Here is a 16,683-nt window from a genome sequence, read left to right as displayed (position 1 = left end):
GTGGGTCCGTGGCAGGCGACGGCATTCATGTGAGCCGTGTACCCGGTGCAATGGGATGGCCGCGCAGGAAATCCGCGGTTCGCAGGCGCTTTCCTGAAGCGCCCTGAAGTTCGGTTATCAATACGGCGCCGTCCTCGCATGCCACTCGCAATTCGTCCGGGAAACCGGGAATGATCGTTCCGGGTGCTTCCTGGTGGGTGACACCGGGCAGCGGACGGGCGCTGATGACCTTCAGGCGTCGTTCCCCGAGAAAGCAAAAGGCGCCAGGCCACGGGGTCATGGCACGGATGAATATGTCAATTTTTCCGGGCTGTCCACGCCAATCGATGCGCCCGTCATCTTTTTTTAACATCGGTGCATACGTCGCACCGACGGCCGGTTGGGCGCGGGGATACAAGGTGCCTTGCCACATGCCGTGTATGGTCTCGACCAACAATCGAGAACCCATGTGCGAAAGACGCGTATGCATGCTGTCGGCCGTATCTTCCGGCCCGATGATCGTGGATCTCTGGAGCAGAATGTCCCCGGTGTCCACGCCGATGTCCATCAACATGGTCGTGACGCCGGTTTCAGTCTCCCCCCGGATCATTGCCCACTGAATAGGGGCCGGCCCCCGGTATTTGGGCAGCAGGGATGCGTGTACGTTGACGGCGCCCCTGCGGGGGATATCCAAGAGAGCTTTCGGAAGGATCTGACCGAAGGCCACAACCACCAGGAAATCGGGTGCCACAGCCCTGATCCTCTCAATAAACCCCTCATCGCGCACCGTAACGGGTTGTTCGACGGCAAGGCCTATACCTTCGGCTGCCATTTTTACGGGTGGAGGGGCAAGGCTGCGGCCGCGTCCCTTGGGACGATCGGGTTGGGTGACGACCAATGGCAGCGCGTGACCCGCTTCATGCAGCGCCAACAGGCACGGCACCGAAAAATCCGGGGTGCCCATAAAGACGATAACGGGAGAAGGCGTCATTGATTCTGATGTTTGATCATTTTCTGGATACGCCGGGTGTAGAGTTGACGTTTCAGCTTGCTGATGCGATCGATAAAAAGGGTTCCATTCAGGTGGTCGATTTCATGCTGCAATACGATGGCCAGCATGCCCTCGGATTCGAAACGAAGCGGTTTGCCCTCCCGATCAAAGCCCTCGACCAGAATACGGCCCGAACGTTTCACATCGGCCCTGAAGTCCGGGACACTCAGGCAACCTTCGTTTTCGGAAATGATGTCCCCTTCACGTTCGATGATTCTAGGATTGATCAAGACCTGTAAATCCCGTCGTTCTTCCCTGGGCGCGAGGTCGTAGATCAAAAGGCTCTGGTCCACATTGACCTGTACGGCGGCCAGGCCAATCCCCGGCGCCTCGTACATGGTTTCGGCCATTTTGTCGATGAGGGATTGAAGTTTGCCATCGATCTGTTCGACCGGCTGGGCGGCGCTTTTCAAAAGCTCGTGGGGATAGGTGATGATTTCAAGCGTGCTCACTTAAAGAGCTCCTTTAAAAATATAGATAACAGCGACACGCACCATGAACTGTTCGGGCGTCCCTCTGGTCGTCAGAAAAATCCAAGCGGCGATTTTTGTTATAGCAGGCTGGCCAGAATACTGCGCGCATGATCCACATCTTTTTTGATTTGCGCCGCAAGGGCATCGATGCTTTCAAATTTGATTTCGTCGCGCAAACGTTGAATGAAGTTGACACGTATGCGGTCACTGTAGATGTCTTGGTTAAAATCCATAATATGGACCTCTATGGTAAAGAGACGATCGTCAAAGGTGGGACTGTAACCGATGTTGGCCACTCCCTGGTAGCTCTTTCCATCGTGCTCGACGGTCACGGCATAGATGCCCTGTTTTGGGCACAACTCATCCTGGAGGTTGAGGTTGGCAGTAGGGAAACCCAACAGCCGACCGCCCCGGTTGCGGCCCCCGGCCACGATGCCGCGTATTTGATAGTACCGGCCCAGCATTCGCCTGGCTTCTTCCATTTTCCCTGCCATCACCAACTTGCGGATCTGCGTGCTGCTGATGCGATCTCTCTTGCCATTGCCCTGGATCCAATCCACAACGATCACTTCAAACCCGAGTTCCTCGGACATGGCGCGGAGCATCTCCAAGTTGCCTTCGCGGTCGCGTCCGAACGAGTAATCTTTGCCGACGACGATGGCGCGCATGCCGACCTTTTTAAACAGTACGTCTTCGACAAAACTCCGGGCCGGAATCGAAGCAAATGATTTGGTGAACGGAATACTGATCATCACATCCATTCCGGTCTTGGCGATCAATTCGGCCTTTTGTTCGGCCAGGGTGATCTTCGGCGGTTGCCGTTTTGGAGCGAGCACTTTCATGGGATGCGGATCAAACGTCATGGCAATCGCCTTGCCGCCGATATGGTGCGCTTTTTCCACTACCGTGTGGAACAGCGCCTGGTGCCCGATGTGAACACCGTCAAAGTTTCCGATGGTGATGACGGCATTGTGGAACGGCTCCTGGATCGCCTCCAAACGAGATACAATTTCCATTATGTTCATCCAATATGCACGATTTTAGATCTTGACACCCAAATCGAATCCATATATGTAATGCATCCTCTGCACGAAAGCAACCTTCTTGATGGTTGCCAGCAGCAGCCGAAGTGGCGGAACTGGTAGACGCGCTAGGTTCAGGGTCTAGTCGCCGTACGGCGGTGGGAGTTCGAGTCTCCCCTTCGGCACCAAACGCTAATATAAAGAGCGATTTCAGAAAGTTACTGGGGTCGCTCTTTCTTATAGGGGAATATAGGGGGATTTTCGCCTGGGTTTGGTGCATGCGCAACCCCGCCCCGACCCCCCGCCCGGCGCCGCCTCCAGATCACCCCGGCCCTCTCCCGGCACCCTGATGGCAGTATTCGGCCATCTCTTCAGGCAAGAAGAGAGGAAGATCCACCAATCGCTTCTTGCCGGCCTTGAGTTTGCTAAGCCAATCCAATCGGTTGCAACCTCGAGGAACCCAGTCGGATGCTAAGACTATCTAAACATAAGCAGTTCGAGATACCAGAGGCAATGCGATGATGCGGGGCTATGGAAACGCTTTTGCAATCTTTATGATGCCCGTGCTGCTCGCTCAGGCAATTCATGTGCGCCGGGTGACCCCCAGACTTCCCGAGCCGTCGGGTGATCGCTCTGGCATTTTCGGCTCCGGACGGGACCTGCGTCTGTTGATCATCGGCGACTCGGCGGCCTCGGGTGTGGGGGCAGGGTGTCAGCGCCAGGCCTTGTCGGGTCAACTCGTTTATTTTCTCGGCGGGAATTTCAGGGTCACCTGGAAGCTGGATGCCCAGACTGGCCGCACCATAAAGGATGTGGTGGCCCTTCTCGAGGCGGCGACGCCCAAAAAGGTGGATGTCCTCGTAGCGTCCGTGGGTGTCAACGACGTCACCCGGGGAACCCCCGTGAAAAATTGGATCTCCCGCCATGAAAAGCTTATCGATATTGCGACAAGTCAACTCGATTGCCGGCACATCCTGCTGTCCAGCATCCCGCCGATGCATCTGTTTCCAGCGCTGCCGCAGCCATTGAGATGGTACCTGGGCGAGCGCGCCAGGCGTTTGAACTTTGCATTGGAACAGCATTTGGCTGGTCGTCCCGCCTGCCGAGTGGTGTCTCCCGGCTTTCCTCCGGAACCGGCTTTCATGGCCGCCGATGGATTTCACCCGGGTCCTGCGGCGTATTCGCATTGGGCCAGGCACCTTGAAGGCATTATACGGGAGGTCACCGCAACATCGGCTTGAGATCATACATGCGCATTCATCAAGGGGAAGGAACTGTCGTTGCCCGCAACTGGTATTAATGACCTATTGGGTGTTGGCATCGCCTTGATTACCGCCCTGGCCTGGGCCACCAGCACCATCATAATCAAGATGATCGTTGCCAAAATCGATATCTTCACGCTTAACACCATTCGGTTGTGGGTGGGTTCCCTGCTCTTGCTGATGATTATCGGGATCTCGGGCCGGGCCGGCGCGCTCATCGATACCCCACTAGTTCCGTTTCTACTGGTCGCGTCATCGGGTGTAATTGCCATGGCGGTCGGAGACACCTTGTACATGAAGAGCCTATCTTTGATCGATGCATCAAAGGCTTTTACCATCGCCCAGTGCTCTTTTCCCATCATGGCCACGATCGTCGCCGTGGTCGTCCTGGGGGAAGCCTTCACCTGGCTGACTGCTGCCGGCGCCGTGCTGGTGGTTTGCGGTATCTACTTGATAGCCGCCAAGGACAAACGTACACCGGATCCTATACCCACTCAAACAGGAGGACCCCACGGCGTGGCGTTTGCCCTGGCCGCAGCCACGGCATGGACGGCCGCGACCATCTCTATAAAGATCGGCACCGTTGCGATGGACGCCATCGTCGCCGCAGGCATCAGGATCCCGGTGGCCGCAACCGTGCTGACCTTGCTGATGTGCAGTCGGCGACTAGGCACCGTTATAAGACCCCCCAAACATGAACCCAGAACCCTGGCGATGGTTGTCGTGGCCGGGGTGTTGACCTATGGCGTGGCGGCGGTTGGCTATGTCACCGCCATTCAAATGATCGGTGCGGCCAAGACAGTTCTGGTGACCACCACGGCTCCCATGCTTGTATTGCCTTTCTCGATCATATTTCTTAAAGAAAGGCCCGGCGGCACCACTGTAGCAGGTGTTTTATCCTGCATCGTCGGCATATGTTGCGTAGCATTATAGGCCGGGTGGACGCTAAGGCCGGTGCACGCAGACGTTCGTTGATCAAGGGCTACAGTTGCCTTACTCATCGATTTTGAATTAGATGGTGTTTCAATCGGTCCACCATGTTTGTTTGCCTTGTTTGGGATATAAAAGAAGGGATTCTTTCAGACTTCAGAAAGGAAGACCAGGATGCCCACAATAAAAGTCAATGACTGCGATATCTACTATGAAATCCACGGACAAGGCGATCCCCTGCTGATGATCATGGGTTTGCGCCGCAATATCGAGTGGTGGTACCCTCAGATCCCGACGCTGGAGAAGCACTTCAGGGTGGTTGTATTCGACAACCGGGGGGCCGGGCGCTCCGAAAAGCCGGCCATGGACTATACCATCGGGCTGTTTGCTGATGATACGGCGGCGTTAATGGAGGCATTGCACATCGAGCGCGCCCATGTGCTGGGGGTCTCTATGGGGGGATACATCGCACAGGAACTTGCGATCAATTATCCACAAAAGGTGAAGGACCTCGTGTTAGGATGCACCAGTTGCGGCGGTGAAAAGGCAATATTGATGAGTGCCGACAGAATGGAAAAATTTACGGCCAATCAGAACCTGACGCCCGAAGAGATCCTCAAAAAGGACATGGACATTTACTTTTCCGATGAATACGTTGCCGGAAACCCGGCGGCGATTGCGCAATTTTGTGAAATATCCATGCGGTATTACCAGCCCGCCGATGCTTTTTTAAGACAGTATGAGGCTTGCCGGAACCACGATACGGTGGCACGCATCGGCCGCATTATCCACCCCACCTTGGTTATGACGGGCGACGACGACCCTCTGGTTCCGCCGGAGAACTCTTTCATCCTCAAAGATCTGCTTCCCCATGCGCAGCTGTCCGTTTTTCCAAAGGGGCGCCACTGCTTTTTCATGGAATTCGCCGATCGGTTCAACGAGGAGGTTGCTAATTTTTTCGGTTAAGCCATATGTTCGGTTTTACTACTTACCGATGGCATACGCCTGCCGGCGTGGGTCGGCACCCGCCTTGAGGACTCCGTTCGCGTGGTCGATCACGATGATCTGCGATGATCCCATCATTTCCGAATAGGCGTCCACAACCCTTACGTCATGCCCCCTTGCTTTGAGCCTGGCGATGGTTTCATCCGGGAAACGGCACTCTATCATCAGTGAGCCGTCCGGATTGGATCGCCATCGCGGCGCCTCGTTGGCCTGCTGCGCATCGGCGCCGTAATCGATCAGATCGACGATCAGCTGCATGTTGGTTTGGGTCTGGCCATCGGCGCCGGGGGTCCCGAGCAAGATCGCAGGCTGATCTTCCTTGAGAATCATGACCGGATGCAATGTGTGGTAGGGCCGCTTATCAGGCGCCAGCACATTGGGATGAGATTCTTCAAGGGTGAACCCTCTGGCCCGGTTCTGCAGCACCATGCCTGTCTGAGGCACCATCAGGCATGAACCGAAAGCCTCGTAAAGCGACTGGATCAGGGTTACGGCATTGCCATCGCCATCCACCGCGGTGACATAGACGGTATCATCTCCGCCGCGCGCAAAATCCCGGGTGGCATAGCCAGCGTGCGCCCGGTCGGGATCGATCAGGCTGATGCGTTCTTTGGCTTGGGTTTTCGACAGCATTGCTTCAATCGGGATCCGGCTAAAGGCAGGATCGCACACGCAGGCGTCTCGGTCGGCAAAGGCCAGTTTTTTCGCCTCGACCATCAAGTGGACCAATTCCGCAGAGTCGACGCTAAAGGCTGTCAAATCCTGATGGACCAGCATTTTGGCCTGCATCAGCAAGGCGATGCCCTGGGAATTGGGTGGGGCCGTGGCGATGGTGAACCCGCGGTAGTCGCTGGCGATCGGTGCCGTCCACTCCACCGTGTGGTGGGCCAGATCGTCCATGCTGAAAAAGCCGCCCAAGGCGTCCGAACGGGCCACCAAAGCTTCTCCCAGAGGGCCTTTGTAAAAAGCGTCCGGTCCATGTTCCATCAGCACTTGATATGATTGAGCCAGCCTGGGCTGAACCAGCAATTGGCCGACCTGCGGAACGCGACCGCCCGGCAGGAAAGTTTCTCCCGCTGCCCCGTCGGCCAGCAGGATCTCTCTCTTTTCTTTTATGCAGCGGATCAGCTCCGGGTACACCGGAAAACCATCCCGGGCATAGGGCAGGGCCCTGGCCAGCAGGGTATCCAGGCCGAGAGTGCCATGTCTTTCCAAGGCTGCCTGCCAGCCGGCAAGAGCGCCTGGTACGGTGCAGGTGTGAATCCCGGTCTCGGGCACGCTGTTGTAGCCCATATCCTGATAGGCCTTCAGCGTTGCCCGGGCCGGTGAGCGCCCCGAGGCGTTCAGAGCATCCAGGCGCTCATCAGAAGCGTTGTAGATCAGCATGAACAGGTCGCCGCCGATGCCACACATGTGCGGCCGAACCGTGGTCATCACCAGGTTAGCGGCAATGGCCGCATCCACGGCATTCCCTCCGGCTTCCAATACGGCCGCACCGGCCTGGACGGCAAGCGGGTGGTCGGCGGTGATCATCCAGCTGGTGCTCATTAAAAGGGGACGGTGGGTGGCAAAGTGATTTTTCACGGGGCCTTCTTTTCTCCTGCAGGCAGTTCATCGTGCCTGATTCTGATATGGGTTCAGACGGGGCTACCGGTATTCATAAGTGTCTAAACTTTGTACCAGAAAAGAACAGATACGGCATTTGAAACTTGACACATTTCAAATATAGATACTAGGTAACAGCATATGATACAAGACGTCGAACAACACCAGGAGACAGCTGTCCTCAAATCCGCTTACATCATTCGGTGTGCACTCGCCCGTAAATTCCAGAACGAGCAAAGCATTCGAATACTTTCCCATGATATCCTCCAGGAACTCGCTTTGGCAATTGGCGAAGACATTACCGTTGCAGTAGTGGACGATAGCCATAAAGAGGTCATTTTCGTGGACAGAATATACGGTGAAGCTCGCATCAGCTTTTACTGCGATGTGGGCAGGCGTCTTCCCTTGCATGTGGGGGCCGCCGCCAAAGCGATTCTGGCCCAACTTCCGGACAATGAATTCGAAACATCTCTAAAAGACCTTTCACCGGTCGAGTTGACGCCTTACACCATCAAGTCCGCCAGCCAGATCCGAATGGAACGCAACGCAATCCGGCAAAAAGGTTATTCCTTCAGCAACCAGGAGGTAGACGAGGGGGTTTCGGCACTGGGTGCCTGCATCCTGGACAGGACAGGATACCCCTCGGCCGGTGTTGCGATTGCCTCGCTGCATGTCAAGATGACGGACCAGAGAGTAAAAGAACTTGGAGAGCGTCTCAGAAAAGCCGTTTCCGAGATCTCATCCTATTGCGGTTATGGTGTTGTAAAAGATGCAGCTTTCAAGAATTGAGGATCATACCCATTATTGCTTTGCTGATGTCGTCGCGCCGGTCCTTTCCATCCGGTCTGGGACCAGGCTCACAGTGGAGACCCGCGATGCCTCAAATGGCCAAATCCGGCCGGACCTGAACACACCGGTGGACCGCTCTCGTCTTCTTCCGGTGACTGGCCCTGTGGCGATGGAAGGTGCCCAACCAGGAGATGCCGTCTCAATTCATATTGAAAAGATCGATTTTGCGGAGGCCGGATATGCATGGGTTCGGCCTGGATTGGGAATTCTAAATATTGACACCGAAGGCCCTTATTACGCCAAACGCATAGAAGTGACATCGGAAGGGTTTTGCCTGGCTGACGACCACAAAATTCCTCTCCGACCGATGGTCGGAATTATCGGGGTGGGTACCCCGGAGGAGATTACGACCCGCCTTCCGGGACGCCACGGCGGGAACATGGACTGTGTGGACGTGGCACCGGGCAATACGCTCTGGCTGCCGGCATTGATCCCAGGTGCCAACATTTCTTTTGGAGACGTCCACGCGGCCATGGGAGAAGGCGAGGTCAGTGGCACTGGCGTGGAGATAGACGCCGAAGTCACGGTCACGCTCAATTTGCATCCCGGAGTCCTCATAGACGGACCAGTCATCGTTACCCCTAGAAAGACAGTTTTTCTGGCATCTGCATCCGAGTTCCTGCAAGCCGCTCGATCAGCACTCGGTAGAGCGGTTGAAGCCTTGGTCATCCGAAATGGGTTCACTAAAAAAGAAGCCTACATGGTGGCCTCCCTCACCGGCAATGCCCGTATTTGCCAGTTGGTAAATGGTGATGTTACAGCCGCGTATGAGCTGCCAAAGGAGGTGTTCACATGGTAAAGGCGGCAGCCGTTCAGATGGATATCCAATTAGGCCAGACGCACCTGAACAAGGAACGTATTCTTGCCTATGCCCAAAACACGCCGGCCGATCTGTTGGTGTTTCCTGAATGTGCCAATTCCGGGTATTGTTTTAACAGCCTGGAGGATGCGATGCCCCATGCGGAGGTTGTTCCCGGAGCGTTCACCGATAGCTTGCTCTCCGTTGCACGGGATATGGGCCGCAGCCTCGCTGTTGGCATCCTCGAAAAGAAAGGCGCGGCGTTAAGAAATACGGCCGTGCTTGCCACACCGGAAGGTAATCTTCGCGTCTACCGGAAAAGTCATCTGCCGTATCTCGGCGTGGATCGATTCGTCACGCCAGGATCTGAGCTGCCAATATTTCAGACTGCTTTTGGGCGGGTCGGGATGATCATCTGCTACGAGTGCCGATTTCCAGAGGTGGCGCGAAGCATGTCCCTGCAGGGGGCTGATCTTCTGATTGGGCTGAGCAACTGGCCTGTAGGAGCCATGGTTATACCGACTCTTTTGGTGGCGGCGCGGGCTGCGGAAAACCATGTATGGATCGTCTCGTCCAATAGGGTCGGGCTGGAGCAAGGATCCAGGTTTATCGGAAAGTCGATGATCATCGATCCCGATGGTCAGATCATTGCCAGTCTACCAGAGGGCAACGAGGAGACCGTCAGCGCCGATTTGGACCTGTCGATTTCAAAAGCAAAACACTTTGTAAGAAAACCGAAGGCGTACGAGATCGATCTTTTCATGGATCGCCGCCCGGAACTGTACGGGACTGTCACGCAGGAGGGCTAAGTATGGTTGAATTCATCCCCCAGCTCATCGCCAACGGGATCGTACTCGGAAGCATTTACGTCATGGTGGCCCTCGGTTTGACCCTCATCTTCGGCATCGTGGACGTCGTCAACTTCGCCCACGGTGAGTTTTACATGCTCGGTGCGTTCATTGCGCTTATGTGCGTCGTTAAACTCGGAATTCCGTATCTGCCAGCTATCGTGGCGACAGCCGTAATCATTTCAGTCTTTGGGTTAGCCACGGAAAAAATTCTCATTCGTTCCTTAAGAAAGCGCAACCCACACCCAATCAATTATGTGTTGGTCACCGTCGGGCTCTCCAGCTTTTTGCTATACGGAATCAATTTTGTTTTCGGGCCGGACCTCAGGCAGATTCCGTCACCTTTCATGAAACAGGTGCTGCATCTTGGAAACGTTTACATCACGACGCACCGAATACTCGTTGTCCTCGTTGCAGCTATCCTGGTTGGGGCTCTGGGCTACTTTATCAAGTACACCTCTTTGGGTAATCAGATGCGGGCCACTGCCCAGAATTTCCAAGCCGCAAAAATCGTCGGGGTTAACACCGATCGCATCTTTTCCTTAACATTTCTGATTGGATCCATGCTTGCGGGAATCGCCGGCGCTCTCGTCGGTGCGATGTTTGTCACCGAGCCCACCATGGGAATTCACATCATCGTCAAGGCATTCATCGTCGTGATCGTCGGCGGTATGGGTAGCATCAAGGGCTCCATTGTTACCGGGCTGGGCCTCGGCCTGGTGGAGACCCTAGCTGGTGCCGTGATGCCGGCGGAATTCTTGGATATCATCGGTTTTTCGATCATGATCATCGTGCTGCTCACCAAACCCACTGGAATATTCGGGACGAAGGGGAATGTCAGTGCATAAAAGCGGAATAACAGCGGCCCTGTTCGTTGCGGTGCTCTTGTTGCCCGTGGTATTCAGCGAGCCCTTTTATCAACACATAATGATCGCTGCGGGCATCAATATTATTCTGGCCGTCAGTCTGGGTATCATTGTTGGCTATCTGGGAGAGCTCTCCTTAAGTCACGGCGCTTTTTACGGCATCGGGGCCTATACCTCGGCGCTTCTCATGACCAAGCTGAGCCTGCCTTTTGTGCTCGCATTTCCCCTGGCAATCATCTTTACGGGGTTGATGGGGTTTTTGATTGGCATCCCCGCCCTGAGACTCAGCGGCCATTACTTCGCCATTGCTACACTGGGTTTTCAAGGGATCGTCATCTTGCTGATCATTAACATGGTCGATCTGACCCGAGGACCGATGGGCCTGTCGGGTATCCCTTCGCCAGGGGCCTTCGACCTTTTCGGCATCACGATCTCGTTTCAGGATAAAATCCCATTTTACTACCTGACCGTTGCCGTAATGTCCGTCGTCCTGCTTTTGACGCGCAATCTCATCGGTTACAAATACGGCCAGGCTTTTATTGCCACCCGGGAGGATCCCCTGCTGGCGGCCTCCATCGGCGTCAAACCACGCAAGTACCGAATGCTGGCCTTTGTGATCAGCACGGCCATGGCCGGTGCTGCTGGAAGTCTCTATTCCCACTATACGCTGTTTATCAGTCCGGATTCGTTTCACCTGGGTGAATCGATTTATATCGCTACCATGGTGATTATCGGCGGCCGCGGTACGATTCTCGGACCACTCGTCGGCGCCATACTCCTGACGACCCTGCCCGAGGCCCTGCGTTTTACAGGAGACCTGCAATTTGTCTTGTACGGATTGATGCTGATGCTGGTGGTCGTTTTCATGCCAAAGGGGGTAATCGGGATATTCGACCATTTGAAACAGCCTCGGACGCAACAAAATAACCATGCGGGTTGAGAGCAACTATGGCTTTTTTGAGCATTGACAACATATCGAAGTCATTCGGCGGCCTGAGTGCCAACCGAGAGATCACGCTGTCGATAAAAGAACATGAAATTGTCAGCATCATTGGCCCAAACGGTGCTGGAAAGACCACCCTCTTCAATATCATCACCGGAGTGGAGCCTTCCGATTCAGGTTCTGTCAGGTTTGCCGGTGCGGATATCACCGCGATGGCCACGCCAGAAATCGCCCGGCTCGGATTGGTTCGCACATTTCAACAAACCAAGATTTTCCGCGATCTCACCGTGGTCGAGGCCGTGATGATCGGTCATCATCTCCATGACCGCACAGGCTTGTTAGGGGCGTTTTTGTCGAACCGTTTTGCCCGGGAGCAGCGGAAAAAGAAGCTCGAAATCGCTCTCGAAATTCTCGAGTTCATCGGGATGGCCGATCGGAAAGACTCAATTACACAGAACCTGCCCTATGGGGAACAAAAGCTGCTCAATATCGCCATCGCCCTGGCGGCAAAACCCAAGCTGCTTCTGATGGACGAACCTGCGGCAGGAATGAATCCCACGGAATCCATGCGCATGATGGAAACCATTCGCAGAATCAAAGAGACAGGAATTACCGTGGGCCTGGTCGAACACAACATGCGGCTGGTGATGAACATCTCGGAACGGGTATTTGTCTTAAATTATGGGGAACTCATCGCCGAAGGGCGCCCTGAAGAGATCCGCAACAATCAAAAGGTGGTAGAAGTCTATCTCGGGAGACAGAGCCGTGCTGGAGCTTAAGGATATCCACGTTGCCTATGACCACGTGCCTGCCCTGCGGGGTGTCTCGTTGGGTGTCGAACCAGGGGAAATTGTGGCGCTCATCGGTGCAAATGGAGCTGGGAAATCGACGACCCTCAGGGCGATACAGGGGATCGTAAAAACCGGGAAAGGGGATATCTTCTGGGAGGGAAGCCGGATCACCGGTACGCCGCCCCACAAGGTTGTTCAAAAAGGAATTGCCCATTGTCCGGAAGGACGTCAGGTTTTTCCAAGCATGACGGTCGAAGAGAATCTAAACATGGGCGCCACATCTCTTGCCAATCATGAACGCAAGAAGGAGCTCTTGGCCTATGTCTATGAGCGATTTCCGCGCCTGGCCGAACGCAAACGCCAATTCGCAGGAAGCTTATCCGGCGGTGAGCAGCAGATGCTGGCCATCGGCCGGGCTCTGATGGCCAGCCCCAAGCTTCTGATGCTCGATGAACCCTCCATGGGGCTGGCGCCCATCCTGGTCGAATCTATTTTCAGTATGATCAAGGCGATCAACGAGCAGGGGATCTCCATCTTGCTGGTGGAGCAGAATGCCTATATGGCTTTGGAGAATTCTACCCGTGCTTATGTGATCGAAAACGGTGAGATACAGCTATCCGGCTTCTCTGAGGAATTGATGGACAATGAGCATGTTCGGCAGGCATACCTGGGCATATAGACTGCTGGGATGCTGGATGATGCTTTTCAGCATTTTTCCAGCGACGGCCGGTGACAAGAACGTCATCGAGGAAGATGCGCAAGCCCTGGCCTGTCGGCTCGTCTGCCAGTTTGGGGAGGCATCCGGTGGCGCTGAAACGATTGGAAGCCTGATCGAGTTGAACATGCGCCAGTGGAAACCACAGTCGAGTCGGGGCATCGAGATCTACGGTTGGCAGGCACAAAAAGTCGAAGCGGCCATCTACCGGGTGACCTACGAGTACGAGGAAATTGGGTGCGATCGAAGGGTTTTATCTTGGCAGATTGATCTGCGTGACGCAAACATTGTTCCCCTTACGCCGCTCAGTCGACGAATTATGGAGATGTCGCAGAACCTCTGAACCTCATAATCGCGCATCATAGCCTCGCGGACTGCCCGGTGCTGGATGGATAATCTGGTGGGGCGTTTGTCTTTAAAAAGGAAAGTGCCAAAATAAAAGAGGAGGTAGGTCGATGAAAAAAGTATTGATTGTTGCGTGTGTGGTTCTTCTGGCTGTTTCAGCCTGGGCAGCAGAGCCGGTTAAAATTGGCGTGGTACTCCCATTTTCCGGCCCGGTGGGGGCCGATGGACAGCGTACTTTTAGCGGCATTCAGCTCGCGGCGGATCAGATCAACGCCAGTGGGGGCATCAAGGTTAAGAATGAAATGCGGCAGATTGAACTGGTCCGGGAGGATAGCACTTGTAACCCGCGGATGTCCGTCACGGCCGTCGAAAAATTGATGACCCGCGACAAGGTCTCTTCAGTGATAGGTGATTTTTGCAGCACTTCCACCCTGGCTGACGCAGAGGTGGCAAAACGCAATGAGGTTCCTCAGATCACACCCATTTCCATCGCACCACCGATCACCCAGCAGGGCAACATATGGATTTTCCGCAACTGCGATAACTCCGACATGATGGCACGCGCCTTCGTCAAGGATGCCGTCAATTCGTTGGGTATCAAACGCTGGGCTTTTCTTGCCCGAAATGACGACTACGGTAGGGGCGGCGTTGAATCTTTGGGATCCCTCGTAAAAAAAGAGGGTGGTGAAGTGGTCGCTGTCGAGTACCACCCCCAGGGCGCAACGGATTATTACACCCTGTTGACCAAGATCAGGGCAAAAAAGCCTGACGGTGTTGCGTTGATTGCTAATACTGCGGAACATTCAGTGGCGACCAACCAAATGGCTGAGATCGGCATGACCAAGGAAGCCCGGCTCATGGACCCGACCAGCGCATATTTCAATCCGGACTTCATGAAGCTGACCGGCGATAACTCCAACGGATTGGTCGGGCCCACCAGGTATGTGCATATCATCGACACTCCCGAGAACAAGAAGTTTGTCGATGAATATTACAAAGTCAACAACCAATACCCTGACAAATTCGCGATGAGTGGCTATGAAACCCTGAAAATTATCGGCCAGGCCATTGAGATGGCCGGCAGCTCGGCTCCAGCGGATGTGCGAGAAGCCTTGACCAAAATTCGATACAAAAGCGTGCAGGGAAGAGAAATCTACTTTGACGAAAACAACCAGATCGTGCTTGACGAATACCTCATTCAGGTCAAGGACGGCAACTACGAAATCCTTAGCAAGGTCAGCGGCGAGTCGATCATTAAATAGTCATTACCACAAATAGTCATTACCACAGAGGTTTGTTGTGTGCAAAAATGGGGGAAACAGGGATTGGTTTCCCCCGCTTTCACTGGTAAGAGCTACAACTTAGCTGAAACAGATACATCAGAGCCGGCGCGGTGAGGCCCGTTTGTGAGGTGGTACCGGTTCCTCATGGTTTCGGGCTGCCCCTCGGGATCAGGTACATGAATCGGCGGATCCAGCAGATTCGCACTGAGGACTCCCACTGAATTCTGTGCGAAAGGAAGGCCCCGGTAGAGCTCGAGTGTGTTCCCGCCCTCATTCCTCTTGCCAAAAATCCGATTGACAATCTCTGGAAATATCCAGCATTAGTTACTAAGTAGTATTCAGACCCGCCCCATCGAAAATCTTCAAGACCACCCTTTACAACCTGCTCGCAAAGGAGATCAGAGGTATGAAACCAAACAAAGGTTTTTTTAGTGCGCTGTTGTTACTATCATTAAGTTTTAGCATGCTGTCCATCGCCACCCTTCATGCCCAACAGCTCCCGCCCCCGGAAAGTGTGCGGCTCGACGATTTAAAGTACATGACAGGATTCCCGCCCGCCGATGACAAAATCATAACCAATCAGAACAAGAACAAGTATCCCCAGTTGCGATGGACCCTCCAGCACACACGGGAGCTGGTTCCCACCCGCAACATCCGCCGCGGCGACACCGCCGTATCGCCCTTGCCGGTCGCCGAAAGGGATTTGACCAATTTTGCATTTGAGGACGATAAGGGCCAGCCCACCACCGTTGGCAAGTGGATGACCGATACCTATACCGATGCGTTGATCGTAATGCATAAGGGGAAACTGATCTATGAGCGCTACCACAACGAGGGCGCGGACACAAATCCTCACCTGCTCTTTTCGATGACAAAATCGGTCACCGGCCTGATGGCCGCGCAACTGGTCCATGAAGGCCGGCTTGATGACAATGCCACGGTTCCTCGTTATGTGCCGGAACTGGCAAACAGCGCGTGGGGCGACATGACCGTACGACAAGTGATGGATATGACCGGTGCGGTCCGCTTCAGGGAGGTCTATACCGATCCGACAACTGAAATTTTCGGCTACGCCTTTGCCGCGGGCATGCTGCCGCCGCCGCCCAATTACGCTGGTCCATCGACCATCTACAGCTTTTTGCAAACCCTACATAAAGAGGGCGAGCACGGTGCGGGCTTTGTGTACCGTACGGTCCACTCCGAGGTGCTGGGCTGGATCATCTCGCGCGTCACGGGTGAACACTGGGCCGATTTGATGTCTGAACAGATCTGGCAGATATTGGGGATGGAAGCGGATGCATATGTGATGATCGATAAGGCGGGCACCCCCCTGCAAGGCGCCGGCTTGTGCGCGACCGCACGCGATCTGGCGCGCTTCGGTGAAATGGTGCGACGTGGCGGTGAATTCAACGGCAAGCGTATTTTTGATCAGGCAGTGATCGACGATCTGCGCAAAGGCGGTGATCGCGAAAAATTCAAGGCCTCTGGCATGGGCTTTCGACCGGGTTACAGCTATCGAAGCCAGTGGTGGATCCTGCACAACGCCGATGGCGCCTTTGAGGCAGCAGGCATCCATGGCCAGATGATTCACATCAACCCGGCGGCCGAGATGGTCGTGATTAAGCTATCCTCCCATCCCGTGGCCAGTGCCGCTTTCACTCATGCATACACCCTTAAAGCTTGGGATGCGCTGGCAAGGGCGGTGAGGCAATAAGACTGCAACCTTCCTACTCACCATAGGAGGGGTTACTCATTGGTGAGGATAACGAGTGAAATTGATCGAAAGACGCCCGCCCCATAGGGCCACACTCGCCAACCTACCGGAAATAAAGGCGATTAACTGGATCATAAGGGGGCCAAGCACCTGCGATCTCAAGATCGCTTTCCCGCACTCCGAGGATCAAGAAAGGCGATGGT

General features: G+C 54.6%; 17 protein-coding genes and 1 tRNA gene. 14 read left to right on the top strand and 4 right to left on the bottom strand.

What is annotated here, in order from left to right:
• Positions 1–25 precede the first annotated feature (25 nt).
• The 3 genes from fmt to DFT_RS12400 all read right to left on the bottom strand — a co-directional run bounded on the left by fmt (position 26) and on the right by DFT_RS12400 (position 2,519).
• On the bottom strand, positions 26–970 hold the full coding sequence (gene fmt, locus DFT_RS12410; protein ID WP_054031497.1) for a methionyl-tRNA formyltransferase: 945 nt from the start codon (positions 968–970) through the stop codon (positions 26–28).
• On the bottom strand, positions 967–1,482 hold the full coding sequence (gene def / locus DFT_RS12405; RefSeq protein WP_054031496.1) for a peptide deformylase: 516 nt from the start codon (positions 1,480–1,482) through the stop codon (positions 967–969). Before def ends, fmt begins: the two co-directional genes overlap by 4 nt.
• A 98-nt stretch (positions 1,483–1,580) precedes the next feature.
• Positions 1,581–2,519 (bottom strand): bifunctional riboflavin kinase/FAD synthetase, encoded by a 939-nt coding sequence (locus tag DFT_RS12400; RefSeq protein ID WP_054031495.1) that lies wholly within the window; start codon positions 2,517–2,519, stop codon positions 1,581–1,583.
• Positions 2,520–2,626: 107 nt separating this feature from the next.
• Here DFT_RS12400 and DFT_RS12395 point away from each other — a divergent pair.
• The 4 genes from DFT_RS12395 to DFT_RS12380 all read left to right on the top strand — a co-directional run bounded on the left by DFT_RS12395 (position 2,627) and on the right by DFT_RS12380 (position 5,683).
• Positions 2,627–2,713, top strand: a tRNA-Leu gene (locus DFT_RS12395).
• Between the two features lie 330 nt (positions 2,714–3,043).
• Entirely contained in the window at positions 3,044–3,766 is a 723-nt protein-coding gene (locus tag DFT_RS12390) for an SGNH/GDSL hydrolase family protein (RefSeq protein ID WP_200907055.1), read from the top strand.
• 39 nt (positions 3,767–3,805) lie between these two features.
• Positions 3,806–4,720 carry a DMT family transporter gene (locus DFT_RS12385; RefSeq protein WP_083453468.1) on the top strand — a complete coding sequence of 305 codons (915 nt, stop codon included), beginning with the start codon at positions 3,806–3,808 and terminating at the stop codon, positions 4,718–4,720.
• 171 nt (positions 4,721–4,891) lie between these two features.
• Positions 4,892–5,683, top strand: a complete 792-nt coding sequence (locus DFT_RS12380; protein WP_054031493.1) for an alpha/beta fold hydrolase — start codon at positions 4,892–4,894, stop codon at positions 5,681–5,683.
• An 18-nt stretch (positions 5,684–5,701) separates the two neighbouring features.
• On the opposite strand, the gene ggt is transcribed toward DFT_RS12380, so the two are convergent.
• Positions 5,702–7,306: a gamma-glutamyltransferase gene (gene ggt, locus DFT_RS12375; RefSeq protein WP_076750535.1), complete on the bottom strand. Its 1,605-nt coding sequence runs from the start codon at positions 7,304–7,306 to the stop codon at positions 5,702–5,704.
• 162 nt (positions 7,307–7,468) lie between these two features.
• On the opposite strand from ggt, the gene DFT_RS12370 reads away from it, so the two are divergent.
• The 10 genes from DFT_RS12370 to DFT_RS12325 all read left to right on the top strand — a co-directional run bounded on the left by DFT_RS12370 (position 7,469) and on the right by DFT_RS12325 (position 16,480).
• Positions 7,469–8,116 carry an IclR family transcriptional regulator gene (locus tag DFT_RS12370; RefSeq protein ID WP_054031491.1) on the top strand — a complete coding sequence of 216 codons (648 nt, stop codon included), beginning with the start codon at positions 7,469–7,471 and terminating at the stop codon, positions 8,114–8,116.
• Positions 8,097–8,975, top strand: a complete 879-nt coding sequence (locus DFT_RS12365) for an acetamidase/formamidase family protein (protein WP_054031490.1) — start codon at positions 8,097–8,099, stop codon at positions 8,973–8,975. The genes DFT_RS12370 and DFT_RS12365 overlap by 20 nt, the downstream gene beginning before the upstream one ends.
• Entirely contained in the window at positions 8,969–9,784 is an 816-nt protein-coding gene (locus DFT_RS12360) for a carbon-nitrogen hydrolase family protein (protein WP_054031489.1), read from the top strand. Before DFT_RS12365 ends, DFT_RS12360 begins: the two co-directional genes overlap by 7 nt.
• 2 nt (positions 9,785–9,786) lie before the next feature.
• Positions 9,787–10,671: a branched-chain amino acid ABC transporter permease gene (locus DFT_RS12355; protein ID WP_054031488.1), complete on the top strand. Its 885-nt coding sequence runs from the start codon at positions 9,787–9,789 to the stop codon at positions 10,669–10,671.
• Entirely contained in the window at positions 10,664–11,629 is a 966-nt protein-coding gene (locus DFT_RS12350) for a branched-chain amino acid ABC transporter permease (RefSeq protein WP_076750533.1), read from the top strand. Before DFT_RS12355 ends, DFT_RS12350 begins: the two co-directional genes overlap by 8 nt.
• 8 nt (positions 11,630–11,637) lie before the next feature.
• Positions 11,638–12,411 (top strand): ABC transporter ATP-binding protein, encoded by a 774-nt coding sequence (locus DFT_RS12345; RefSeq protein WP_054031487.1) that lies wholly within the window; start codon positions 11,638–11,640, stop codon positions 12,409–12,411.
• Positions 12,398–13,102 carry an ABC transporter ATP-binding protein gene (locus DFT_RS12340; RefSeq protein ID WP_200907054.1) on the top strand — a complete coding sequence of 235 codons (705 nt, stop codon included), beginning with the start codon at positions 12,398–12,400 and terminating at the stop codon, positions 13,100–13,102. Before DFT_RS12345 ends, DFT_RS12340 begins: the two co-directional genes overlap by 14 nt.
• A 16-nt stretch (positions 13,103–13,118) precedes the next feature.
• The gene (locus DFT_RS12335) at positions 13,119–13,481 is read left to right on the top strand and encodes a hypothetical protein (protein WP_054031485.1); all 363 of its coding nucleotides are present in this window, start codon (positions 13,119–13,121) and stop codon (positions 13,479–13,481) included.
• Positions 13,482–13,593: 112 nt separating this feature from the next.
• On the top strand, positions 13,594–14,745 hold the full coding sequence (locus DFT_RS12330; RefSeq protein ID WP_054031484.1) for an ABC transporter substrate-binding protein: 1,152 nt from the start codon (positions 13,594–13,596) through the stop codon (positions 14,743–14,745).
• Between the two features lie 427 nt (positions 14,746–15,172).
• On the top strand, positions 15,173–16,480 hold the full coding sequence (locus DFT_RS12325; protein ID WP_076750532.1) for a serine hydrolase domain-containing protein: 1,308 nt from the start codon (positions 15,173–15,175) through the stop codon (positions 16,478–16,480).
• Positions 16,481–16,683: the final 203 nt, after the last annotated feature.

Origin of the sequence: Desulfatitalea tepidiphila, from assembly GCF_001293685.1 — a bacterium.
Taxonomy (GTDB): domain Bacteria; phylum Desulfobacterota; class Desulfobacteria; order Desulfobacterales; family Desulfosarcinaceae; genus Desulfatitalea; species Desulfatitalea tepidiphila.
The sequence above is the reverse complement of the archived record's forward strand: the minus strand, read 5'-3'. Positions and strand labels throughout refer to the sequence as shown.